This is a genomic window from Kitasatospora sp. NPDC004723, from assembly GCF_040609255.1.
Lineage (GTDB): Bacteria > Actinomycetota > Actinomycetes > Streptomycetales > Streptomycetaceae > Kitasatospora.
This window is the reverse complement of the sequence record NZ_JBEXJT010000078.1, coordinates 1-22514: the sequence shown is the minus strand read 5'-3', so window position 1 is coordinate 22514 and position 22514 is coordinate 1. Positions and strand designations below refer to the sequence as shown.

Here is a 22514-nt window from a genome sequence, read left to right as displayed (position 1 = left end):
CAGACCGTCGTCATGGTCACCCACGACCCCGTCGCCGCCTCCTACGCCGACCGCGTCGTCTTCCTCGCCGACGGCCGCATCGTCGACGAACTGGCGAACCCCACCGCCGACACCGTCCTGGACCGCATGCGCCGCTTCGACGCCAAGGGCCGCACCAGCTGACGCCACGCGTCCGCCATCCGACCCTCCGCACACTCCAGGACACCCCATGTACCGCACCGCACTGCGCAATGTGCTGGCCCACAAGGGCCGACTGCTGATGACGGCGCTCGCCGTGCTCCTCGGCATCGCCTTCGTCGCCGGCACCCTCGTCTTCACCGACACCTTCGGCAACGCCATGCGCTCCCAGAGCGCCAAGAGCTACTCGGACATCGCGGTCACCGTCAGCGACCACGTCGCGATCAACAAGAGCTACGCCGGCAACGCCAAGGCCTCCGGCGAGCCCTCCCTCACCGAGGACACCCGCAAGGCGATCGCCGCGCTGCCCGGCGCCGCCGAGGCCCGCGGCGTGGTCAGCGGCTTCGCCGGGATCGCCGACCGCAAGGGCGCGCTGATCGGCAACGGCTTCTCCACCACCGGCACCAACTACGTCCCGGGCGCCGACGGCACCGACCCGCGCTTCCCGCTGGTCGACGGCCGGGGCCCGCGTTCCTCCGGCGAGGTGGCCCTGGACGCCAAGACCGCCGAGAAGGGCGGCTTCAAGGTCGGCGACACCGTCCGCATCGCCGTCAACGGCCCGGTCATGGAACTGAAGCTCACCGGCACCGTGACCACCAACGACCCGCGCGTCATATCCGGCGGCTCGCTCGCCGCCTTCGACACCGCCACCGCGCAGCAGCTCTACCTGGCCCCGGGCCGGTTCGCCGAGATCGACGTCAAGGGCAAGCCGGGCGCGGACGACACCGCGCTGCTCGCCGCCGTCAAGCAGGCCCTGCCCGCCTCCGAGGACGTCGAGGCCCGCACCGGCCGCGAGCTGGCCGACGAGCAGGACCGGATGATCGAGGCCGGTACCAAGGGCGTGTCCACCGCGCTGCTGATGTTCGCCGCGATCGCGCTGTTCGTCGGCATCTTCATCATCGCCAACACCTTCACCATGCTGATCGCCCAGCGCACCAAGGAGCTCGCGCTGCTGCGCGCCGTCGGCGCCACCCGCAAGCAGATCACCCTCTCGGTGCTGGTCGAGGCCCTGCTGGTCGGCCTGAGCGCCTCGGTCGGCGGTCTGCTGGCCGGCATCGGCATCGCCGCCGGGCTGCAGTCCCTGGTCGCCTCGCTGAACGACACCATGCCCACCGGGCCGCTGGTGATCGCCCCGTCCACGGTGATCGTCTCGCTGCTCGTCGGCACCCTGGTCACGGTGCTGGCCGCCCTGCTGCCGTCGGTGCGCGCCTCCCGGATCGCCCCGGTCGCCGCGATGAGCTCGGCCGAGCAGCCGGCCACTCAGAAGTCCCTGCTGGTGCGGAACATCATCGGCCTGTTCTTCACCGCGATCGGCGTCGCCGGGCTGCTCGGCGGCGCGGCCGCCAAGTCGGTCAACGTGGTGGGCCTCGGCTCAGGCGCGCTGATGATCGGTGTCTTCGTGCTCACCCCGCTGCTGTCCCGGCCGGTGATCGCGCTGTTCGCCCCGGTGCTGCGCAAGCTGTTCGGCACGCCCGGCAAGCTGGCCCGCGAGAACGCCGTGCGCAACCCGCGCCGCACCGCCGCCACCGCCTCCGCCCTCACCATCGGCGTCACCCTGATCACCGCGCTGACCGTGGTCGGCGCCTCGGTGAACAAGGCCATCGACGAGGCCACCGCGAGCGACCTCCGGGCCGACTACGCGGTCGCCATGGACAACTTCACCGCTCTCTCCCCCGAGGTCGCCGGCCAGATCGCCAAGGCCCCCGGGGTCACCGCGACCAGCGTGGTGCGCCAGGTCCAGGTGAAGGCCGTCGCCGACGACGAAACCTCCCTCCTCACCGCCGTGAACGCCTCGACCTTCGACCAGCTGGTCGACCTCAAGGTCACCGAAGGCGCGGCCGACGCCCTCAAGCAGGGCAAGCTGATCTCCACCACCGGCTACGCCGAGCGCAACGACCTCACGGTCGGCTCGACCCTGGACATCCGCTACCCCGACGGCACCCGCGCCACCCTGACCGTCGGCGCTCTGATGGAGAGCAACAGCCTGGTCTCCGGACTGGTCGCCCCGGACCAGCTGGTCGGCCCGCACGCCGCCACCGGCTCCGGCCTGGAGAAGGTCCTGGTCAAGGGCGCCGACGGTGCGACCCCCGAGCTGAAGCAGACGCTGCGCGACGCCACCGGCGGCAACCCGCTGATCACCGTCAAGGGCGAGAAGGACATCAAGGCCGAGACCAGCCGGATGGTGACCTCCGTGCTGAACATCATGTACGGACTGCTGGGCATGTCCGTGGTGGTCGCGATCCTGGGCGTCATCAACACCATGGCGATGTCGGTCTTCGAGCGCCGCCGGGAGATCGGCCTGCTGCGGGCCGTCGGCCTGGACCGGCGCGGCATCGGCCGGATGATCCGGCTGGAGTCGCTGATGATCGCGCTGTTCGGCGGCGTGGTGGGCGTGCTCCTGGGCATCGTCACCGCGTGGGCCGGCACCCGGACCCTGGCGGACACGTTCAAGAACATCACCATGGTGGTGCCGCCGGGGAAGATCGCCTTCTTCCTGGCCGCCGCCGCGGTGATCGGCCTGCTGGCCGCGCTCTGGCCGGCCCGCCGGGCCGCCCGGATGGACATCCTGGGCGCGATCAAGAGCCAGTAGCGCCCGCCCCGCCCCCGTCACACCGCACCGCCCGCCGGGATCGCTCCCGGCGGGCGGTGCTGCCGTTCCAGGCCGTGGACGAACGTTTCCTCAGCAGCCGTTGAGGATCGAGGAGAGGGCGCTCTTCTCCGCGCTGTCGACGGAGAGGCCGTAGTAGTACTTCACCTGCACCCAGGCGCGGGCGTAGGTGCAGCGGTACGAGGCCTGCGGCAGCCAGTTGGCCGGGTCCTGGTCGCCCTTGGAGCGGTTGGAGCTCGCGGAGACGGCGACCAGCTGCGGGCGGGTCAGGTCGTTGGCGAAGGCCTGGCGCTGAGCGGTGGTCCAGGCCCAGGCGCCGGAGCGCCAGGCCTCGGCGAGCGGCACCAGGTGGTCGATGTCGAAGCTCGACGCGCCGGTGGTGGTCACGTTGTCGTAGACCGAGACCCAGCTGCCGCTGACGGCGGCGCAGTTGGCGTCGGTGACGACGTTGCTGCCGTCGCGCTTGAGGACCGTCTCGCGGGTGTTGCAGGTGCCGGAGATGGTGATCCAGTGCGGGAAGAGCGCCCGGTCGTAGGTGGTGGTGTGGGACTCGGCGGCCACCGCGATCGCGGCGAGGTAACCGCGGGCGGTGGCGGCGGAGATCGGCGTCGGCAGGGCGGCCTGGGCGGTGCCCGCGCCGGTCAGCAGGGTGGTGAGGGCGAGCAGCAGGGCGCCGAAGGCGGCGGCCAGGGCACGGCGGGGCGCGGCTATCGCGGACATGCGGGGACTCCTGGGTCGAGGAGGGCAGGGGAAAGCCCCCGGGCGGGAACCGGCCCGGGCTGCCCACCAGGATGGGGGCGCAAGGGTTTACGCGGGTAGATCCAGGAGGTGAACTTTTTGACCGGCTGTCAGGTACAGCGGCTGCCGACACGCCGGGAATGCCGAACGCCCCGTCCGGCGGGTGGCCGGACGGGGCGTTCTGGGGTCCTGCGCGGGTGCGCCGATGGCGCGAACCGTTCGCTCAGGCGGCCGACTCGGCGGCACCCGGCTTCGGGGCGACCGGCTTGGCCGAGCCGCCGCCGAAGACCCCGAAGAAGAAGGCCAGCGTCGGCACCAGGTAGGCGAGCCAGACCACCAGCTGGAGGACCGTCGGGTCCGGCTGGAAGTTGAAGACGCCCTTGAGCAGAGTGCCGTACCAGCTGTCCTTGGGGATGGTGGAGGAGATGTCGAAGGCGAGGTTGTGCAGACCGCCGAGCCAGCCGGCCTCCTGGAGGTCGTGCACGCCGTAGGCGAGCACGCCGGCGGCGACCACGACCAGCATGGCGCCGGTCCAGGTGAAGAACTTGGCCAGGTTGATCTTCAGCGCGCCCCGGTAGAACAGCCAGCCCAGCACCACCGAGGTCAGCAGACCGAGCGCCGCACCGATGATCGGGTTGTAGCCGTCCGAGGTGGCCTGCACCGCGGTCCAGATGAACAGCGCGGTCTCCAGGCCCTCCCGGCCCACCGCCAGGAAGGCGGTGACCACCAGGGCGCCGGTGCCCATCGCGAGGGCGGCGTCCAGCTTGCCGTGCAGCTCGGTCTTCAGGTGCCGGGCGGTGCGGCGCATCCAGAACACCATCCAGGTGACCAGACCGACGGCGATGACCGACAGCGTGCCGCCGAGCGCCTCCTGGGCCTCGAAGCTGAGCTGGGTGGAGCCGAACTGCAGCACGGCGCCGAAGGCCAGGCTGAGCCCGACCGCCACGCCGATGCCGGCCCAGACCGGGGGCAGCCGGTCCTTGCGGCCGGTCTTGACCAGATAGGCGATGAGGATGCAGACGACCAGGCTGGCTTCGAGTCCTTCGCGCAGGCCGATCAGGTAGTTGGCGAACACGCTGGCTCCCTGGGAGGTGAAGAGGGTGATACGGGCGAGACGGGTGGGGGGTCGGCTCCGGGCCTCAGCCGAAGAGGGCCTGGCCCCACCACTCGCCGGGCTTTCGGACGCCCGCGGGGCAGGCGAAGTGGGCCGAACCGACGTGCTGGATGTACTCGTTCAGCGCGTCGGAGGCCGCCAGCCGCTGCTGGAGCGGGACGAACGCCTTGCGGGTGTCCCGCTGGTAGGCCAGGAAGAACAGGCCCGCGTCCAGCCGGCCGAGGCCGTCGGTGCCGTCGGTGAAGGAGAAGCCGCGGCGCAGGATCATCAGGCCGTTGTTGGAGTCCGGGTGGGCCAGCCGGACGTGCGCGTCCTGCGGCATGGCCTTGAGGTCCGGGGCGTCGTGCTCCTTGGCCCGCCCGTACGGAGCGCCCTCGCCCTTGGTGCGGCCGAAGACGTCCTCCTGCTCCTTGAGCGGGGCGCGGTCCCAGGTCTCGATGTGCATCCGGATCCGGCGGGCGACCAGGTAGGAACCGCCGGTCATCCACTCCGGGCCCTCGCCGGGGGCGGCCCAGACGTGGTCGGCCAGCTTGGCGGTGTCGGTGCCGGCGATGTTGTGGGTGCCGTCCTTGAACCCCATCATGTTGCGCGGGGTCTGGGCGTCCGGGGTGGTCGAGGAGGTCTTGCCGAACCCCAGCTGCGACCAGCGGATGTTGACGGTGCCCATGCCGATCCGGGCCAGGTTGCGGATCGCGTGCACGGCGACCTGGGGGTCGTCGGCGCAGGCCTGGACGCACAGGTCGCCGCCGCTGCGCTGCGGGTCGAGGTTGTCGCCCTTGAACTTGGGCAGGTCGATCAGGGCCTCGGGCCGCTTGGCCTGGAGGCCGAAGCGGTCCACGCCGTCCTTCTCGAACAGGCTCGGGCCGAAGCCGATGGTGAGGGTCAGCCGGGAGGCCGGCAGGCCCAGGGCCTCGCCGGTGTCGTCCGGCGGCGCCTCCGGCAGGCCGCTGGCCGCGCCGCTGCCGACCTCGCGGCCACCGGTCATCGCCGCGGCGGCCTTGGTCCACTCCTTCAGCATCTTGACCAGCGACTCGCGGGTGGCGGTCGCGGAGACGTCGAAGGCGGCGAAGTGCAGCCGGTCCTGGACGGGGGTGGCGATGCCGGACTGGTGGTCGCCGTAGAAGGGGATGTCGGCGGTGGCCGCGGCCGGGGCGGCCGGGCTGTCGTCGTCCTGGCGGGTCGCGGCGGCCACCGAGCCGACGCCGGCCGCGCCCAGCGCGACGCCGGCGCCGGCCCAGCCGATCACGGCGCGGCGGCTCACCGCGGTGCGGCTCGCGGGGGCGGTGGCGGCGGCGGTGGCGTCGTTGCCGGACGGCGTCCCGTTCTGCTGCTGGTTCTCGGCGTCCATCGGCGGGCGGGCCCTTCTCTGTGCTGGACTCACGGATGCCGTGGCGGCCAAGGGGGCCGCCACGGCGGAGTGCGGGGGTGGTGCGCGGTGCGGTGCCCGGCGCGCGCCGCTGGCGGGCGCCGGGCGGCGGGTACTACTTCACGACCACCGCGGCAGCCAGCTTCGACAGCGGCTCGGCCAGCGCGTTGACGGCGTCGGAGAAGGTCTTGCGCTCGGTGTCGGTGACCTTGTCGTACGAGGTGTAGGTGCCGTCGGGCTGCTTGAACTTGGCGAGCAGGGTCTCGATGGCGGCGAACTCGGAGTCCAGCGTCTTGGCGAGCTCGGCGTCCTTCTCGGCGGCGACCGGCTTCAGCAGCTCGTACGCCTTCTTGGCGCCCTCGACGTTGGCGACGAAGTCGGCCAGGTCGGTGTGGCTGTAGCGGTCCTCCTCGCCGGTGACCTTGTTGGTGGCGACCTCGTCCAGCAGCTCCTTGGCGCCGTTGGCCATGCTGGTCGCGGTGATCTCCGCCTCCGGGATCTTCTTCTGCCAGTCCTTCAGGTCGGCGACCAGCTGGTCGGCGAGCTTCTTCTCGGCGTCACCGATGGTGCCGTCGGCCCACAGCGACTTCTCCAGCTTGTGCCAGCCGGTCCACTCCTGGCCCGGCTCCAGCTTGTCCTCGCGGGTGTCGGTCTTCGGGTCGACGTCACCGAAGCTCTCGGCGACCGGCTCGGTGCGCTCCCAGCCGGTCCGCGAGGGCGCGTAGAGGGACTTGGCCTTGGCCAGGTCGCCGGCGTTGATCGCGGCGGCGAAGGCCTCGACGGCCGGGATGGTGGCGTCCGCCTGCTCCTGGGCGTACTTGCGGTAGGCGTCGACGGCCGCGGTCAGCCGCGGGTCGGCCGGGGCGGCCGACCCGCCGTCACCGGTGACGGTGATCTTCTGGCGGATGCCGTCGCCGACCATGCCCGGCTTGCAGGCGACCTCGTAGGTGCCGGCCTTGATCTCGGCGTTGATGGTCGTCTTGGTGCCCGGTCCGATGTTCTCGCGCTCGGTGACGATCTTGTCGCCGGCCGCGTAGACGTAGACCTCGGTGACCTTCGAGCCCTTGTTGGAGATGTCGAACGCCACGTGACCGGCCGGGAAGCTGGTCTTCGAGAGCTCGCAGGCGCTGTCCGTGGCGTTCACCGCGACGGCGTCGGCCGCGGCCTTGTCGTCCTTCTTCGAGCAGCCGGCCAGTACGGCGGTCGCCACGGCGAGGGTGAGCAACGTGGCTGCGGTGGAACGACGGGCGGGCATGCGGGCTCCAGCGGTCGGGGCAGGGCGAATCAGGGCAGGGCTCAGCGCGGGCGACTGGGAGGGCGTGGTCCGCACCGTCCCCAGCCACTTAGCTAAGGCATACCTTAGGGATATCAGATTTTGCCGTCTACACCGGGGTCGGTCACGAAACGGTGCAGGTGGGAGCGGGCCGACGGAGCCCCGGCCGTCGACCCACGGACGATTTCCGGCCACCGGGGGCGCGCCGGGGCGTGGCCAATAGGGCAAAGAAGTGGTAAAGGGGCGCGCACCGGCGGTGCGCGCCCCTCTCGAACCTCGCTCGGGCTCTGGAGCCTGCTCGGGTCCCGGGTCTCAGACCTCCGGGGTCCGACGGGCAGCGGCCCGGGCGGTCCAGCGACCCTCGTGCCGGGTGATCCGGATCGGGTGCCCGAAGGTGGCGCTCACCAGCTCGGTGGTCATCACCTCGTCCACCGGCCCGGCCGCGACCGTCTCCCCGCCGCGCAGCAGCAGCGCGTGCGTGGTGGACTCCGGCAGCTCCTCCAGGTGGTGGGTGACCAGCACGCTGGCCAGCTCCGGGTGCTGATGGCGCAGCAGGTCCAGGCTGTCCAGCAGCAGCTCGCGGGCGGTCAGGTCGAGCCCGGTGGCGGGCTCGTCGAGCAGCAGCAGCCGCGGGCTGGGCATCAGCGCGCGGGCGATCAGCGCCCGGCCCCGCTCCCCCTGCGAGAGCGTGGTCCACGCGGACTCCGCGGTCGCCGCCATGCCGAGGGTCTCGATCAGCCGCTCGGCCCGGTCCAGCTCCTCCGGGGCGGGCTTGCGGTGCAGGTCCGGCTCGATGGTGTTGGTCACGCCGGTGAGCACCACCTCGCGCACGGTCAGCGGTGAGCGCAGCGGGTGGCGCGGGTTGACGTGGCCGAGGTGGGCGCGCAGCTCGCGGATGTCGACCCGGCCGAGCCGACGGCCGAGCACGTCCACCTCGCCGCGGGTGGGGTGGGAGACCGCGCCGAGCAGGGCGAGCAGGGTGGACTTGCCGGCGCCGTTGGGGCCGAGCAGCGCCCAGTGCTCGCCGGGGCGGATGGCGAGGTCGATCCCGCGCAGCAGGTGACGCCCGTCGCGGACGACGTCGACGGCCCGGGCGCGCAGCAGCGGCAGCGGGTCCACGTCGACGGCGGGGGACGCGGTGGCCGGGGCCGTGGCGGCGGCCGGAGCCACCTCGGACGGGGCCGAGTCGGACGAGGTGCGCGGGTCGGACGTGCTCATGCGGGCGGGCCTCCTACGGGTCCGGTGCCGGGCAGGGTCACGGAGACGGCGCCGCACCGGAGACGGGCCGGCGCCGACCGTCCGCGTGCAGAGTACAACCGTTCGCCCGGACGGCGGTCCGGGCGTCCGAGCGGTGGACACCGGCCCGCCGCTCGGCGTCCGGGCGCCGCCGAGTCCCGGGCGTCCGAGCGGCGGGCCGTTCAGAGCGCGAGCAGCCCCGCGTCCGTGGGCCGGAAGCCGCAGGCGTCGAGGTAGTAGCCGCGCAGGTGCGGCTCGAAATCGACGTGCAGCCAGTCACAGCCGGCCGCGCGGGCGTTCTCGGCGGCGACCGCGACCAGCCGGGTGCCGGTGCCGCCGCGCCGGACGGCCGGGTCGACGGCGGCGTCCAGCAGGAAGGCGTGGACGCCGCCGTCCCAGAGGACGTTGACGAAGCCGAGCAGCGGACCGTCCGGGGCCGGGCGGGCGCAGACCCAGCCGAGGCTGTGCCGCTCCAGCCGGACACGCCAGGGCGTGGGGGCGCCGTCGGCCCCGGACGCGCGGTGGCCGAAGGCGGCGGCGTGCAGGGCATCGAGCTCACGGTCCGTGAACTCGCCCCGCCAGTGGAGGTCGAGGGGCGAGAGGGGCTGGGGGTTCGTCATGGCGCGAGCGTAGACGGACTGCTCACAGGCAGTCGCTCTTGATCAGTACAGGACACAACTTGGCAAAGTTCTGACGCCACCCCTAGCTCTGACTGACTGATCACCGTCAATCTCATCGCAGCCCTCATCCCCGCACCACGCAGCATCCCCGACTGGAGCCAGAGTGAGCCCCTCCTCCTCTTCTCGCCGCCGCCTCGCGGCCGGAGCCATAGCCGCCACCGCCGCCCTCGTCGCGGCCACCGTCACCGCCGGCACCGCCTCGGCCGCCCCCGCCGGCCGTGACGCCGCCATCGCGCAGGCCCGGGCCGACGTCGCCCGCAACGCCGCGGTCTTCGGCTTCGGCGACGGCCAGGACCTCGTCGTCAAGGACGTCGTGCTCGACGCCGACGGCAGCCGGCACGTCCGCTTCGACCGCACCTACCTCGGCCTGCCCGTGGTCGGCGGCGACCTGGTGGTCCACCAGGACGCCCGCGGCCGGCTCAAGGACTCCTCCCGCGCCGCCGCCCACGACGCCGCCGTGAAGACGATCGTCCCCAAGGTCCCCGCCCAGCTCACCGCCGGTCGCGCGCTGGCGGCAGCCCCCGGCATCGGCGACGCCAGCAGCAGCCCCGAGCTGGTCGTCTGGGCCGCCGACGGCACCCCGCGGCTGGCCTGGCGCACCACCGTCCAGGGCACCGGCGACCACGGGCAGCCCGCCGGCCGGGTCGTGGTCACCGACGCCGACAGCGGCGCGCAGATCGAGGCCTACGACTCCGAACACCAGGCCTCCGGCACCGGCCACTCCGAGTACACCGGCGACATCACCATCGACACCACCGCCCAGAGCGGCGGCGGCTACGCGCTGATCGACCCGCTGCGCGGCCACACCACCAAGGACGCCCGCAACCTCTCCGCGAGCGCGATCAACGCCAACTCCGGCACCCTCTACACCGACGCCGACAACGTCTGGGGCGACGGGAAGAAGTTCTCCACCGACCGCGCCACCGCCGCCGTCGACGCCCACGCCAACACCGCCTGGACGTACGACTACTACAAGAACACCTTCAACCGCAGCGGCATCAAGAACGACGGCAAGGGCGCCACCGTCTTCGTGCACGTCGGCACCAAGTGGGACAACGCCCAGTGGTCCGACAGCTGCTTCTGCATGATGACCGGCGACGGCGACGGCGTCACCGACCCCGAGCAGGTCGACCTCGACACCATGGGCCACGAGATGACCCACGGCGTCACCAGCGCCACCGCCAACCTCCGCTACAGCGGCGAGTCCGGCGGCCTCAACGAGGCCACCTCGGACATCTTCGGCACCATGGTCGAGTGGTACGCCAACAACCCGGTCGACACCGGCGACTACCTGTTCAGCGACCAGTCCACCCCGCCGTGGCTGCGCCGCTTCGACAAGCCGTCCCTGGACGGCCGCTCCGCCGACTGCTGGAGCCGCAAGGTCGGCCAGCTCGACGTGCACAACTCCTCCGGCGTCGGCAACCACTGGTTCTACCTGGCCAGCGAGGGCAGCGGCGCCAAGACCGTCAACGGCGTCGGCTACAACAGCCCGACCTGCAACGGCTCGACGGTCGCCGGCATCGGCAACCAGAAGGTCGCGAAGATCTGGTACCGCGCGCTGACCGTCTACATGACGTCCACCACGGACTACAAGGGCGCGCGCACCGCGTCCCTGAACGCCGCCAAGGACCTCTACGGCGCCAACAGCACCGAGTACAACGCGGTCGCCGCCGCGTGGAGCGCCGTGTCGGTCTCCTGACGCCCGCTCCGCGCCGCGGCCCGTCGCCCCCCTCTCACGGAGGAGGGGCGACGGGCCGTCGGCCGTCAGCCGTCAGCCGCCCAGGACACGGACGGGCGAGCCGGCCAGGAACGCCGCGATGTCCTCCACCGCCTCGCCGTAGTAGCGGCGGTAGTTGTCCCGTGACACGTACCCCAGGTGCGGCGTGGCCAGCAGCCGGGGCGCGGTGCGCATCGGGTGGCCGGCCGGCAGCGGCTCCCGGTCGAACACGTCCACCGCAGCCCCCGCGATCCGGCCCCGCGCGAGCGCCGCCAGCAGCGCGTCCTGGTCGACGATCGCCGCCCGCGAGGTGTTGACCAGGTACGCCTCCGGCTTCATCAGCGCCAGCTCCGGCGCCCCCAGCAGCCCCCGGCTGCGCTCGCCGAGCGCCAGGTGCACGGAGACGAAGTCGCTCCCGCTCAGCAGCTCCGGCAGGGACCCGGCCCGGGCCACCCCCACCTCCGCCGCCCGCTCGTCGGTGAGGTTCGGGCTCCACGCCACCACGTCCATCTCGAACGCCAGCCCCACCCGGGCCACCCGCGCACCGATCTTGCCGAGGCCCAGCAGACCCAGCCGGCACCCCGCCAGATCGGCGCCCACCGTGCTCTGCCACGGCCCGCCGGTGCGCAGCGCCGTACTCTCCTCGACCAGCCCCCGGGCCAGCCCCAGCAGCAGCGCCCAGGTCAGCTCCACGGGCGGCGTCGAGGAGCTGGCCGTCCCGCAGACCGTCACCCCGTGCGCGCGGGCCGCCGCGTGGTCGATCACCGAGTTGCGCATCCCCGAGGCGACCAGCAGCCGCAACCGGGGCAGCCGGGCGAACACCGTGGCCGGGAAGGCGATCCGCTCGCGCAGCGTGACCACGATGTCGAAGTCGGCGACCGCCGCGACGAGTTCGTCCTCGGAGGCGGGATGCTCGCGGAACGCCACCACCTCCACCCGGTCGGAGACCGGCGACCAGTCCACGATCGTGGTGGCGACACCCTGGAAGTCGTCGAGTACGGCGCAGCGAAGTCTCATGCCCCGCACTCTTCCAGACCCGCCCGGGCGCCGGACGACCGGCGTGGCGCACCGGTGGCGCGGGCGGCCGTCTGGGATCTTGGACCCCGGGGGGCGGCATCCGACCGGGGAGACCCTTCATGGCCAAGCTCGTCCTGACCACCTTCCTGACCCTCGACGGCGTGATGCAGGCGCCCGGCGGACCGGACGAGGACCGCGAGGACGGCTTCGCCCACGGCGGCTGGCTGTTCCCGTTCGCCGACGACGAGGAGTTCGGCGCCCTGATGGACGGCGTGCTCGGCCGGGCCGGCGCCTTCCTGCTCGGCCGCCGGACGTACGACATCTTCGCGGGCTACTGGCCGAAGGTCACCGACCCGGCGGACCCGATCGCCGCCCCGCTCAACACACTGCCCAAGTACGTCGCCTCGACCACCCTGCGCGAGGCCGCCTGGTACAACACCACCGTGCTGACCGGCGCCGCCCCCGGCGGCCTGGTCGCCGAGGTGGCCGCGCTCAAGGAGCGGCTGGGCGACACCGAGATCCAGATCCACGGCAGCGGCGCCCTCGCCCGCGTGCTGATGCCGCACGGCGTGATCGACGAGTACCACCTGGTCACCGCGCCGGTCCGGCTCGGCACCGGCCACCGCCTCTTCCCCGAGGCGGGCCCGCCCACCGCCTTCCGCCTCACCGGCACCCGCACCACCCCGTCCGGCATCACGGCGCACACCTACCGTCCGACGGGGCCGGCGCGGTTCGGGACGCTGTAGGGGGCGTTCAGCAGCCGCAGGTTTCGGCTACCCAGAGGGTCAGCGGGTCCGGCTCCGTGCGCTGCGCGGCCTGTGCGGCCTGTTCTGCCTGCGTGCTCTGCGCCTCGTCGGCCGTGTCTCCCCCACCCCGCCCCGGCGGTCTCACGTCGCGCCGAGGCCGAGATTGGCCGCCTGGGATCGTCGATCTGAAGTCGATCTCCCGCTTCTCCGCGATGCGTTGACGCTGCGTCAGCTCCTGGTCGCCGCCGGCTCGCCCGGGAGCGGAGGGCGGCCGAGCCGGTGGCCCCGGACGGTGGTCTCGACCCAGTCCCGGCCGAGCTTCGCGCGCAGGTAGTTGAGGCGGACACCGACCTCGTGCCCGGTGGCCGCGGCGAAGTTCCAGACCCGGTCGCCGATGTCCCGGGCGCCGCGGAACTCGTCCCCCTGCTCGATAAGACCGAGGAGGAGACGGCAGTCGCCGTAGGTCAGTTGGAGGACCCGGCCGTCGGCCACCGCCTGCCGGGCGTGGAAGTCGACCGAGAGTCGCCCGTCGGGCGTCCGGCCGGTCGTCGCGCGCTCCATCGCCACCTCCGTTGCGGTTGTCGACGCCCGCCACCCCGGTTCGGGGGTACCGCCCGCCCGGTCACCGTACGGGACCGGGCGGGCGGTGCGCCCGAACCGTATTCGGCTACTGGCGGGCGGAGATCCAACCGGCCAGCTCGGCGGGGCGGTTGGTGATGATGCCGTCGACGCCGGCGGCGTCCAGGGCCTTCCAGCGGGCGGCCGAGTCGACGGTCCAGACGTTGACCGCGACGCCCGCCGCGTGGAGGGCCGCGATCACCCCGGGGCGGGCCGCGAGGGCGGCGTCGGCGGGGTTGTAGGCGGACAGGCCGAGGTCGCGGGCGACCGCCACCGGGTCGGCGTCGAGGTCACCGCGCAGCAGGGCGAGCGGCAGGTCGGGGGCGAGTTCGCGGGTGTAGCGCAGGGCGTCGACCTCGAAGCTCTGGACCAGGACGCGGCCGGTCATGCCGTGGTCGCGGATGTCCTTGACGATGCGGGCGACCTCGTCGCGGGTGTGCGGGCCCTTGATCTCCAGCAGCAGGCTGCCGCCACGGGTGCGCAGGTCGTCCAGCTGGGCGGCCAGGCTCGGCACCCGCGCACCGGCCGTCGTCGGGGCGAACCAGGAGCCGGCGTCCAGGCCGTCCAGCTGGGCGGCCGTCAGGTCACGGATGCGGCCGCTGCCGTTGGTGGTGCGGTTCACCGTGTCGTCGTGCAGGACGTACGGCACGCCGTCGCGGCTGGGCTGGACGTCGTTCTCGATCCAGTCGGCGCCGGCCCGCCGGGCGACCTCGTCGGAGAGGAGGGTGTTCTCGGGCGCGGCCGAGGAGGCACCACGGTGGGCGAACACGGTGAGCGGCGCGCCCGGTTGGCGGACGAAGGCGCCCGGGGCGAGGGCGGTCACCTTGAGGTCGTCGAAGGAGACCTGGGCGCCGTTGACGATCAGGGCCTGCCCGCCGTCGGCGCTGCGGGCGACCTGGGTGGTGCGCATCACCTCCCGGCCGTCGAACAGCCAGCGCGCGGTGGTGCCGTGCACCTCGGCGGCGATGCGCACATCGCGCCCGGTGGCGGCGGCGGAGGGGGCGGAGCCGGTGTTGGTGACGTTCCAGGTATTGGCGGGGGTGCGCTGGGCGAACTCCAGGCCGTTGGCGGCGGTGGTGGTGGAGCGCATGGTGGCGATCGACCACGGGGTGCTGCCGTCGGCGGGCACGTCGAGCCCGAGCGCCGCCCAGCGGGCGCCGTCGACGACGGTGTCGAAGCGGGCGGTGGCCTCGATGCGGAAGTCGGTGAGGTGGCGGCCGAAGGTGATGCGGGTCTGCTGGTTCCAGTCGGTGGAGGCACCGACGAGGCGGCCGTTCTCCACCTTCCAGGCGCCCTCGACCGCGGTCCACCCGGCGGGGAGGCCGGGGCCGTTGAAGCCCTCGTCGACGACGACCTCACCGGGCGCGGGGGCGGCGGAGGCCGCGGGGGCGACGGGGGCGCCCGGGGTTGCGGAGGCCGCGTGGGGGGTGGTCAGTGCGACGGTGGTGACGCCCAGGACGGACGCGAGCAGCGCGGCGAGCAGGCCGGTGCGACCGTTCTTCGGGGCGGAGGTCGACAGGTGACTCTTTGTCATGTGCCGAACGGTATTCGATCACCACCCCGCCGGGAAACCGTCGGCCCGTCAACCCCGCTCCGGCTTCACCGAGGGCTGCCCGATCGCGACCGTCGCCCTGGAGCTCGCGGGCGGCAACGAGACTCTGCGCCAGATCTGCGCGGACGTGTACGCGGACTGGCAGGCCGTGCTCGCGAAGCGCCTGACGGCGGAGGGCTTCGAGCCCGCCGAGGCCGACGCCGCCGCCGTGACAGGCGCTCGCCCTTCTGGAGTGCGCGGCACTGTTCGCCCAGGTGCGCCGCTCCGTGGACCCGCTACTCGACGCCGCGCACCACCTGTTCGCCGCCGCCCGGGCCTGACTCACCCTTCAGCTGGGATCTCAGCACGTCGACCTCACAGCCCGGCAAGGCGGGGTCGAACCCGTTCTCGGCCAGCCAGCGGATCACCAGCAGGCTCCGCAACGACCACCACGCCCGGATCACATCGAGGTCGATGTCGGCGTCGGCACCGTAGCCGGCGAGGACCTCACCGAGGCGCTCCGGGTGCCCGAGGGTCAACGTGGCGAGGTCGTAGTGGGCGTCGCCCGGGGCCGCCTCGGACCAGTCGATCACGCCGGTGACCTCGTCACCGTCCACGAACACGTGGGCGACCTGCAGATCCCCGTGGATGAACGCGGGTCTCCACGGCCGCAGCGCCACCTCGGCGATCCGGCGGTTGCCCGCGACCAGCCCGGCGGGCAGCACATCGTTCGCGAGGAGCCACTCGCACTCACCGTCGAGCCGCGCCGCCACCGCGTCGACACTCAGCCCCGGCCACGGCGGCAACGGCGCATCGTGCAACCGCCGCACGGCCGCCCCCGCAGCCGCCCACGCCGCCGCCGAAGCCCCCGACACCTCCCCCAACCGCCCCAGCGCCACGCCGGGAACAGCCCCGAGCGCCAGCACGGGCGGCTTCCGCCAGAGCACGGGCGGCGTCGGAACCGGCACCCTGCCCATCGCCTCCACCTCAACATCGGTACGCGCCTGGTCAGCGTCGACCTTGAGAAACACCTCGCCGACACGGAGCGTGGCCCGTTCGCGATGCGCGACGACTACCTCGACTTCTTCCACGCCGCCCATTATCGCCAACTGGCCACCCCCGTCACCGGATTTAACCCGGCCACCCACGAGGCCACACCTCCCGCCCGCCCCTGACCACGGACCAGGCCGGCCCACTACCGCGCCAAGAGCCCAAGCAACCCCAAAGCCCGAACTTGCAGCAGCCGAAGATACCCACAACCCGCCGCTGCTCCCCGGCCTCCGGGGAGCAGCGGCGGATCCGATGACAGCCATCGCCGAGGTCAGAAACCATCCCCGCGCGTGCGGGGAGCAGTGCCGGGCGGGGCCCAGGCGCCGATGGCGTCGCGCCACTGGGGACCATCCCCGCGCTTGCGGGGAGCAGTTGATCCGGACCAGGTCCCCGTCCTTGAGCCCGGGACCATCCCCGCGCGTGCGGGGAGCAGCTGGAAGCCGAGGCGGCCGCCGAACAGCTGGCGGGACCATCCCCGCGCGTGCGGGGAGCAGAGGCTGTGAGCTGCGGGTTTAGGGCGGGGTAGGGCGGGATTCTGCAACTTGTTGAGATTCGGGCAGTTCCGGCTTTCGGGGTACCTCGTGGTGGGTGACGGGAGAACCCTATCCAAGGTGCTGCACAGGAAGTCGGCCGGTCCGACTTCCTGTGCAGCACGAGCGGGAAGCGTTTGGGCCTGAAAGGTAAAGGGTTTGACGGTCCGCCACGATTGAGCGGACGATCACTTGTCATGACGATCGGCGACGAATCCCCGCGCTCCCCCGGTTCCCGGCCCGTGGCGTTGGTCACCGGTGTCGGGCGGACGGTGGGGATCGGTGCCGGGGTGGCGAGGCGGCTTGCCGGGGCCGGGTGGGATGTGGCTTTCACCTACTGGACGCCCTATGACCGGCGGATGGCCTGGGGCGAGGAGCGGGGGGCCGCCGAGGCTGTCGGGCGGGCGCTCGCGGACGAGGGTGCGGCGAGTGTCGCGGTGGAGGCCGATCTCGCTGAACCGGACGCTCCGGGGCGGGTGTTCGACGAAGTGGAGAGGCGGCTCGGCGGTGTGACGGCGTTGGTGCTGTGCCACTGCGAGTCGGTGGACTCGGGGCTGCTCGACACCACGGTGGAGAGCTTCGACCGCCACTTCGCGGTCAACGCGCGGGCGAGCTGGCTGCTGATCCGGGAGTACGGGCGTCGGTTCGCCGGGCCGGCGGGCAGTGGACGGATCGTCGCGCTCACCAGCGACCACACCGCGGGCAACCTGCCCTACGGGGCGAGCAAGGGGGCGCTCGACCGGATCACGATCGCGGCGGCGCGCGAGCTCGCCCATCTGGGAGTGACCGCCAATGCGGTCAACCCCGGTCCGGTGGACACGGGTTGGATGACGGAGGAGGTGCGGACGGCGGTCGTCGGCCACACGCCGCTCGGCCGCCTCGGCACGCCCGAGGACACCGCGAACCTCGTCGCCTTCCTCTGCTCGCCGCAGGGTCAGTGGGTCAACGGTCAGCTCCTGCTGAGCAACGGCGGCTTCGCGAGCTGAGCGGACGGGCCGTCGGCGGCGAGGACCAGGACGGTCCAGTGCACGTCGGTGCGGCCGTGCAGGTCGGGGCGTTCGGTGTGCAGCAAGGGGTGCAGGCCGTGGGCCCGGGCGAGGGCGAGGGTTTCGTCGGCCGGGGCGTCGTACATCCGGCGGTCCGGCGGGACGGGGCCGTGGCGCACGGAGAGGAAGAGGCGGCCGGCGGGGGCGAGCAGGCCGGCCAGCGCGGCCATCGCCGACGGGCGTTCGTCCGGGGGCAGGTGCATCCAGACGGCGGTCAGCAGGACGACGTCGAAGCGGATGCCCTCCTCGCCGAGGCGGCGCAGGTCGGGCAGGGCGTCGTCCACCCAGCGGACGCCACTGCCGGCGTGCAGCCGCTCGCCGATCCGGCGCAGCTCGGCGGTGGGTTCGGCGGCGACCACCCGGTGGCCGAGGGCGGCCAGCGCGGCGGCGTCGCGGCCGCTGCCGGCGCCGACGTCGAGGACATCGCAGGGGTGGGGCGGGAACAGGTGCCGGGCCTCTCGGTGGACCTCGGCGAACGTGACGGCTTCGTACTGCGCCGCCAGCTGTTCGGCCGCCGCGCCGTAGCCGGTGGTGCCTACCGGGCGGTCCGTGCCCAATTCCCCCGTCGCCACCGCTCCCCCTCCGCCGTCCGGCGTCAACCAGGCCCGCCGGGACTGTCAACGGACCGCGCCAACCCTACCCCGGATGGCCGTCACGCTTGCGGTCAGGCCTCGCCCGGGTGCCAGGTGGGCCATTCCCACGGGCGGTCCTCCCACTGGACGCGGGCCGGGTCGCGCGGGTCGAGGCCGGGGAACAGCTGGTGGATCCGCGGTTCGAACTCCTCGGGGCCCAGCGGCTCCCAGCCGTGGCCCTCGAAATGGACCAGCCGGTAGCGGCTGTCGGTGCGGAACTCGGCGACCTTGACCTGGGGCTGCGCCGTGCCGGACGGGCTGTTGGTTTCCATGCCCCCAGCATGTGGCGGACCTCCGGGGAGCGCACCCGGGGTACGGCAGCCAGCGTACGGCCAGGGGGCGTGAGGAGGGGCGGTCGCGCCCCGGGGCGCTCTTCCGGGTCATGTCCCGCCGTCAGCGCGCTCGTTGAGCACGGCGAGCGGGGCCCTACGGCGGCCCCGGACCGGCCCCGTTCCCGTACGACCGGGCGGCGCCGACGGGTGAGCCGCCGGGGAGCCGGAGCAGGCGATGGCAGGAGGACGAGGACATGAGCGGGCAATCGACGGGTGGCGGCACGGCGGCAACCGGCGGGCCGCCGCCGAATGGCGGAGTGCCGAACGGCGGGCCGCCACCGCCGCGCGGACCGGTGGTGGGCGGACCGACGACGGCGGGCCGGGCACGGCCGACGGGTCCGGCGGGTCCGGGAGGTCCCCCGGGTCCGGGGGGACCGGGCGGTCCGGGGGTGACGAAGCCGTCCGGCGTCGTGCAGTGGCAGTGGCCGGCCCACGCGTGGCAGCCTCCGCCGGTGCCGGCCCCGCCCGCGAACCCGAGCGAGCCGCCGCCCTGGGAGGCGATGGCCGAAGCCGCCGCCGAGAAGGCCCGACAGCGACGGCGCCGGGCGTGGATGGCGGGTTCGGCCGGGATCGTCGCCGGGCTGGCGGTGGTGCTGGCGATGTGCGGGCCCGGGCCGGGTGAGGAGTCGTCCGGGGTGCTGGCCTTCCCGGGGCCCTCGGCGCCCCCACCGCTCCCGCCCTCCCCGGTCGCCTCGGCGGCGATCGACCGGCTCCCGGTGCCCGCGCCGTCCCCGCTGCCGCCGCCGACGACCACCAGCGGCGAGGGCGCGCGAGCCGCCGTCACGGCGAGCGCGGCGGCGGCGAGTGCGGCAGCCGGTGCGGCGGCCGAAGCGGCGGAGGACGAGCCGCAGACGGCGACCGCGCCCCGGGGCGACGGCGGGGATCACCCCGGGTCGCCGCGCCCGAAGCCGAGCCGTTCGCCGCGCCCGGCGCCCAGCCGGACGGCGGGCGCTCCGTCCTCCGGTCCCGCCCCGGCGTCCACACCGGCGCCCGGCGCCGTTCCCGCGCCCTCCACCGCCGTGAGCGCCGCCGCAGCGGGCGTGGCGCCCGGAGCGGGGGCGGGCACGATCTGCGACCAGGCGGAGCGGTTCGGCCGTTGGGCGGCCGGCTCCGAGCAGGCCCGCCTCTGCCGCAGCATCTACCACTGAGCGGCGGACGACTCCCGTGCACCGGCGGCATCCTCCGGCAGCGGCCGGCCGTCGGCCTCGGCCGCCCGCCGCTCCCCCGGACGCAACCCCCGCCGGGGCCGCTTCGGCCAGGACCGCGTCGAGCAGGGCGCGCTCGGTTCGTACAGGTCCGGCGAGGCCCCGCGCACGAGGCCCGCGTCACCGGAGCCCCGTGGGGCGCCGCCCGGGACGCACCGGCCGGGGCCCTCGGCGAAGACGATGCCCACCGGCCCACCGGAGCGGAGGCCCCGCGCACACGACCGCCCGCAGACCCGCACGAACCCAGGTGATCGGCGACTGGAACAATCACGATCATGTTCGAGCACGAAACACCGGAGACCGATCCCGCACCGCTCACCGTCGTGGCCGCCGCCGTGGTCGAGGAGGGCCGGCTGCTGGTCGTCAGCAAGAAGGCGGCGCCCGACGTCTTCTACCTCCCGGGCGGCAAGCCGGACGCCGGGGAGGAGCCGCTCACGGCGCTGACCCGCGAGCTGGCCGAGGAACTCGGCGCGGCTCCCGTCGCACCGCGCCACCTCGCCGACATCGAGGCGGTCGCGGTGCTGGAGGGCATACCGATGCGGATGACCGTGTTCGAGGCCGGGCTGGACCGCACGCCCGCCCCCGCCGCGGAGCTCGCCGACCTGCGCTGGACGGACGGCCTCGACCCGGCACTTCACCTGGCCCCCGCCGTCCGCGACCACCTGGTCCCGCTGCTGCGCGAGCGCGGCCTGCTGCCGTAGCCGGTCCGGGACTGATCCCCCGGCCGGGCCCGTCACCCACCACCTGACGCCGCGCGCGCCATCGCCGCCACCACAGCTACCGGGCGGTGGTGAGCCCCTTGATCAGCTTCTCGAACCGCAGGTCGGGGCGGAGCGGGATGCCGAAGCGCTCGTCGCCGTACGGGAACGGCGTGTACTGGCCGGTGCGGAGGAAGCCTCGGCGCTCGTACCAGGCGATCAGCTCGGCACGCTGCTCGATGACGGTCATCTCCATCTCCACCGCGCCCCACTCCTCGGCCGCGTACCGCTCGGCCCGGGCGAGCAGGGCCCGCCCGAGGCCCCCGCCCTGGCGGCCGGGGCGCACCGAGAACATGCCGAAGTAGGCGTGGTCGCCCCGGCGTTCCAGCTGGCAGCAGGCGAGCAGGTCGCCGTCCAGCTCGGCGATCAGCACCACGCCGTCGGGGTGGGTGACGGCCGCGGTGACGCCCTCGGTGTCGGTGCGCTGGCCCTCCAGCAGGTGGGCCTCGGTGGTCCAGCCGACCCGGCTGGCATCGCCCCGGTAGGCGGACTCGACCAGGGCGAGCAGGGCCGGCACGTCGGCGGTGGTCGCGGTGCGGAAGGCGAGGCGGTCGGTGGCGACGGCCTCGGCGGCCGATCGGGTGCTGCTCTCGGGCACGGGGCCTCTTCTCGGGCGGGCCCGGGCCGGGACCCGGGCGGGGCGGGCGGCCGTTCGGGCCGGACCCCCGCATCGTGCCACAACCGTCCGGGGCCCCGACCTGCCCGGACGTCCACCCGCGACCGCCCGCTCCCACCACCGTCCGCCGGCCCCACCGCCACCGTCCGGCGAGTCGTCCAGCAACCGGACGACCCCCCGCACCCCGCACCCCCTCCGGCAGGATGGCCGGGACGACCCCGCCCCTCCCCCCTGGCCCACTCATCCCGGAGGCACCATGACGACCGTCGAGATCCCCGGCTCCAAGTCGGTGACCGCGCGGGCGCTGTTCCTCGCCGCCGCCGCCGACGGCACCACCACCCTGCACCGGCCGCTGCGCTCCGACGACACCGAGGGATTCGCCGAGGGCCTGCACGCGCTCGGCTACACGCTCACCCGCGAACCGGACCGGTGGACGGTCGAGGGCCGCCCGCAGGGCCCGGCCCGGGACGCCGAGGTGTACTGCCGCGACGGCGCGACCACCGCCCGCTTCCTGCCCGTGCTCGCCGCGGCCGGGCGCGGCTCCTTCCGCTTCGACGCCTCCGCCCAGATGCGCCGCCGCCCGCTCGGTCCGCTGACCGAGGCGCTGCGCACCCTGGGCGTCGACCTGCGGCACGAGCAGGCCGAGGGCCACCACCCGCTGCGGATCACCGCCGACGGGGTGCGGGGCGGCGAGCTGAGCCTGGACGCGAGCCTGTCCTCGCAGTACCTCACCGCGCTGCTGCTGCTCGGCCCGCTCACCGAGCAGGGCCTGCGGATCACCGTCACCGACCTGGTCTCGGCGCCGTACGTGGAGATCACCGTCGCCATGATGCGGGCCTTCGGCGCCACCGTGACGCGCACCGGCCGGGTCTTCGAGGTCGCGCCCGGCGGCTACCGCGCCACCGCCTACCCGGTCGAGCCCGACGCCTCGACGGCCAGCTACTTCTTCGCGGCCGCCGCGCTCACCGGCCGGGAGCTGACCGTCCCGGGGCTCGGCGAGGACGCGCTCCAGGGGGACCTGCGGTTCGTCGACGTGCTGGCCCGGATGGGCGCGCGGGTGGAGGTCGGCGCGGACCGGGTCACCGTCCAGGGGCCCCGGGACGGCCGGCTGTCGGGCCTGACCGTCGACATGCGCGACATCTCCGACACCATGCCGACGCTCGCCGCCCTCGCCCCGTTCGCGGACGGGCCGGTGCGGATCGAGAACGTGGCCAACACCCGGGTCAAGGAGTGCGACCGGCTGGACGCCTGCGCCGGGAACCTCCGCCGGCTCGGCATCGAGGTCGCCACCGGCGACGACTGGATCGAGATCCGGCCGGGCGTCCCGCGCGGCACCGCGCTCGACTCCCACGGCGACCACCGGATCGTGATGTCGTTCTCCGTCACCGCCCTGCGCACGCCCGGCATCACCTTCGACGACCCCGGTTGTGTGCGCAAGACCTTCCCCGAGTTCCACGAGGTGTTCGGGCGGCTGCGCGAAGAGTGGGCGACGACCGGCTGACCGCGGCGCAAAGACGCGACGGC

General features: G+C 73.7%; 20 protein-coding genes and 1 pseudogene. 8 read left to right on the top strand and 13 right to left on the bottom strand.

Features of this window, described 5'->3' with window-relative positions:
• Positions 1–162 (top strand): annotated as a pseudogene (locus ABZW10_RS37830) (ABC transporter ATP-binding protein); the annotation flags it as partial.
• A gap of 46 nt (positions 163–208) precedes the next feature.
• Complete coding sequence (locus ABZW10_RS37825) at positions 209–2767, top strand: FtsX-like permease family protein (RefSeq protein ID WP_355375984.1); 2559 nt, start codon at positions 209–211, stop codon at positions 2765–2767.
• Positions 2768–2857: 90 nt separating this feature from the next.
• Here ABZW10_RS37825 and ABZW10_RS37820 read toward each other — a convergent pair whose 3' ends face one another.
• The 6 genes from ABZW10_RS37820 to ABZW10_RS37795 form a co-directional block, all read right to left on the bottom strand.
• A complete protein-coding gene (locus tag ABZW10_RS37820) occupies positions 2858–3505 on the bottom strand; it encodes an HNH endonuclease family protein (protein ID WP_355375981.1) in 648 nt (215 codons plus the stop codon).
• A gap of 241 nt (positions 3506–3746) precedes the next feature.
• Positions 3747–4598: an iron uptake transporter permease EfeU gene (gene efeU, locus ABZW10_RS37815; protein WP_355375978.1), complete on the bottom strand. Its 852-nt coding sequence runs from the start codon at positions 4596–4598 to the stop codon at positions 3747–3749.
• Positions 4599–4662: 64 nt separating this feature from the next.
• The gene (efeB, locus tag ABZW10_RS37810; RefSeq protein ID WP_355375975.1) at positions 4663–5985 is read right to left on the bottom strand and encodes an iron uptake transporter deferrochelatase/peroxidase subunit; all 1323 of its coding nucleotides are present in this window, start codon (positions 5983–5985) and stop codon (positions 4663–4665) included.
• A 133-nt stretch (positions 5986–6118) separates the two neighbouring features.
• Positions 6119–7258: an iron uptake system protein EfeO gene (efeO, locus tag ABZW10_RS37805; RefSeq protein WP_355375972.1), complete on the bottom strand. Its 1140-nt coding sequence runs from the start codon at positions 7256–7258 to the stop codon at positions 6119–6121.
• A gap of 330 nt (positions 7259–7588) precedes the next feature.
• A complete protein-coding gene (locus ABZW10_RS37800) occupies positions 7589–8494 on the bottom strand; it encodes an ATP-binding cassette domain-containing protein (RefSeq protein ID WP_355375969.1) in 906 nt (301 codons plus the stop codon).
• Between the two features lie 200 nt (positions 8495–8694).
• Positions 8695–9132, bottom strand: a complete 438-nt coding sequence (locus ABZW10_RS37795; RefSeq protein WP_355375967.1) for a GNAT family N-acetyltransferase — start codon at positions 9130–9132, stop codon at positions 8695–8697.
• A gap of 163 nt (positions 9133–9295) precedes the next feature.
• Here ABZW10_RS37795 and ABZW10_RS37790 point away from each other — a divergent pair, with 163 nt between their 5' ends.
• Entirely contained in the window at positions 9296–10891 is a 1596-nt protein-coding gene (locus ABZW10_RS37790; protein WP_355375964.1) for a M4 family metallopeptidase, read from the top strand.
• Positions 10892–10963: 72 nt separating this feature from the next.
• Here ABZW10_RS37790 and ABZW10_RS37785 read toward each other — a convergent pair whose 3' ends face one another.
• The gene (locus ABZW10_RS37785) at positions 10964–11926 is read right to left on the bottom strand and encodes a D-2-hydroxyacid dehydrogenase family protein (protein ID WP_355375961.1); all 963 of its coding nucleotides are present in this window, start codon (positions 11924–11926) and stop codon (positions 10964–10966) included.
• Positions 11927–12045: 119 nt separating this feature from the next.
• On the opposite strand from ABZW10_RS37785, the gene ABZW10_RS37780 reads away from it, so the two are divergent.
• Positions 12046–12672 (top strand): dihydrofolate reductase family protein, encoded by a 627-nt coding sequence (locus ABZW10_RS37780; RefSeq protein ID WP_355375959.1) that lies wholly within the window; start codon positions 12046–12048, stop codon positions 12670–12672.
• Positions 12673–12900: 228 nt separating this feature from the next.
• Here ABZW10_RS37780 and ABZW10_RS37775 read toward each other — a convergent pair whose 3' ends face one another.
• The 3 genes from ABZW10_RS37775 to ABZW10_RS37765 all read right to left on the bottom strand — a co-directional run bounded on the left by ABZW10_RS37775 (position 12901) and on the right by ABZW10_RS37765 (position 15912).
• Complete coding sequence (locus ABZW10_RS37775) at positions 12901–13233, bottom strand: hypothetical protein (protein WP_355375956.1); 333 nt, start codon at positions 13231–13233, stop codon at positions 12901–12903.
• A gap of 106 nt (positions 13234–13339) precedes the next feature.
• The gene (locus ABZW10_RS37770; RefSeq protein WP_355375953.1) at positions 13340–14824 is read right to left on the bottom strand and encodes a glycerophosphodiester phosphodiesterase family protein; all 1485 of its coding nucleotides are present in this window, start codon (positions 14822–14824) and stop codon (positions 13340–13342) included.
• Between the two features lie 293 nt (positions 14825–15117).
• Complete coding sequence (locus tag ABZW10_RS37765) at positions 15118–15912, bottom strand: phosphotransferase (RefSeq protein WP_355375950.1); 795 nt, start codon at positions 15910–15912, stop codon at positions 15118–15120.
• A 686-nt stretch (positions 15913–16598) separates the two neighbouring features.
• Between ABZW10_RS37765 and ABZW10_RS37760 the strand changes: the two genes are divergently transcribed.
• Positions 16599–17387 (top strand): SDR family oxidoreductase, encoded by a 789-nt coding sequence (locus tag ABZW10_RS37760; protein WP_355375947.1) that lies wholly within the window; start codon positions 16599–16601, stop codon positions 17385–17387.
• Here the strand turns inward: ABZW10_RS37760 and ABZW10_RS37755 are convergent.
• Both ABZW10_RS37755 and ABZW10_RS37750 read right to left on the bottom strand, forming a co-directional pair.
• Positions 17351–18019, bottom strand: coding sequence for a class I SAM-dependent methyltransferase (locus ABZW10_RS37755; RefSeq protein ID WP_355375945.1), 669 nt, complete (start codon positions 18017–18019; stop codon positions 17351–17353). The genes ABZW10_RS37760 and ABZW10_RS37755 overlap by 37 nt on opposite strands.
• Before the next feature lie 92 nt (positions 18020–18111).
• On the bottom strand, positions 18112–18351 hold the full coding sequence (locus tag ABZW10_RS37750) for a hypothetical protein (protein ID WP_355375942.1): 240 nt from the start codon (positions 18349–18351) through the stop codon (positions 18112–18114).
• A 512-nt stretch (positions 18352–18863) separates the two neighbouring features.
• Between ABZW10_RS37750 and ABZW10_RS37745 the strand changes: the two genes are divergently transcribed.
• The gene (locus ABZW10_RS37745) at positions 18864–19559 is read left to right on the top strand and encodes a hypothetical protein (RefSeq protein ID WP_355375939.1); all 696 of its coding nucleotides are present in this window, start codon (positions 18864–18866) and stop codon (positions 19557–19559) included.
• Between the two features lie 332 nt (positions 19560–19891).
• A complete protein-coding gene (locus ABZW10_RS37740; RefSeq protein WP_355375936.1) occupies positions 19892–20317 on the top strand; it encodes an NUDIX domain-containing protein in 426 nt (141 codons plus the stop codon).
• Positions 20318–20393: 76 nt separating this feature from the next.
• Here ABZW10_RS37740 and ABZW10_RS37735 read toward each other — a convergent pair whose 3' ends face one another.
• Positions 20394–20972, bottom strand: coding sequence for a GNAT family N-acetyltransferase (locus tag ABZW10_RS37735; protein ID WP_355375933.1), 579 nt, complete (start codon positions 20970–20972; stop codon positions 20394–20396).
• 274 nt (positions 20973–21246) lie between these two features.
• Between ABZW10_RS37735 and aroA the strand changes: the two genes are divergently transcribed.
• The gene (gene aroA, locus ABZW10_RS37730) at positions 21247–22491 is read left to right on the top strand and encodes a 3-phosphoshikimate 1-carboxyvinyltransferase (protein WP_355375930.1); all 1245 of its coding nucleotides are present in this window, start codon (positions 21247–21249) and stop codon (positions 22489–22491) included.
• The last annotated feature ends 23 nt before the right edge of the window (positions 22492–22514 follow it).

Bases quoted from the DNA above. Each gene is read 5' to 3' on its own strand.
- ABZW10_RS37825 (WP_355375984.1), top strand. From the start codon at position 209: ATGTACCGCACCGCACTGCGCAATGTGCTGGCCCACAAGGGCCGACTG.
- ABZW10_RS37820 (WP_355375981.1), bottom strand. From the start codon at position 3,505: ATGTCCGCGATAGCCGCGCCCCGCCGTGCCCTGGCCGCCGCCTTCGGC.
- efeB (WP_355375975.1), bottom strand. From the start codon at position 5,985: ATGGACGCCGAGAACCAGCAGCAGAACGGGACGCCGTCCGGCAACGAC.
- efeO (WP_355375972.1), bottom strand. From the start codon at position 7,258: ATGCCCGCCCGTCGTTCCACCGCAGCCACGTTGCTCACCCTCGCCGTG.
- ABZW10_RS37800 (WP_355375969.1), bottom strand. From the start codon at position 8,494: ATGAGCACGTCCGACCCGCGCACCTCGTCCGACTCGGCCCCGTCCGAG.
- ABZW10_RS37795 (WP_355375967.1), bottom strand. From the start codon at position 9,132: ATGACGAACCCCCAGCCCCTCTCGCCCCTCGACCTCCACTGGCGGGGC.
- ABZW10_RS37785 (WP_355375961.1), bottom strand. From the start codon at position 11,926: ATGAGACTTCGCTGCGCCGTACTCGACGACTTCCAGGGTGTCGCCACC.
- ABZW10_RS37780 (WP_355375959.1), top strand. From the start codon at position 12,046: ATGGCCAAGCTCGTCCTGACCACCTTCCTGACCCTCGACGGCGTGATG.
- ABZW10_RS37775 (WP_355375956.1), bottom strand. From the start codon at position 13,233: ATGGAGCGCGCGACGACCGGCCGGACGCCCGACGGGCGACTCTCGGTC.
- ABZW10_RS37770 (WP_355375953.1), bottom strand. From the start codon at position 14,824: ATGACAAAGAGTCACCTGTCGACCTCCGCCCCGAAGAACGGTCGCACC.
- ABZW10_RS37760 (WP_355375947.1), top strand. From the start codon at position 16,599: ATGACGATCGGCGACGAATCCCCGCGCTCCCCCGGTTCCCGGCCCGTG.
- ABZW10_RS37750 (WP_355375942.1), bottom strand. From the start codon at position 18,351: ATGGAAACCAACAGCCCGTCCGGCACGGCGCAGCCCCAGGTCAAGGTC.
- ABZW10_RS37740 (WP_355375936.1), top strand. From the start codon at position 19,892: ATGTTCGAGCACGAAACACCGGAGACCGATCCCGCACCGCTCACCGTC.
- aroA (WP_355375930.1), top strand. From the start codon at position 21,247: ATGACGACCGTCGAGATCCCCGGCTCCAAGTCGGTGACCGCGCGGGCG.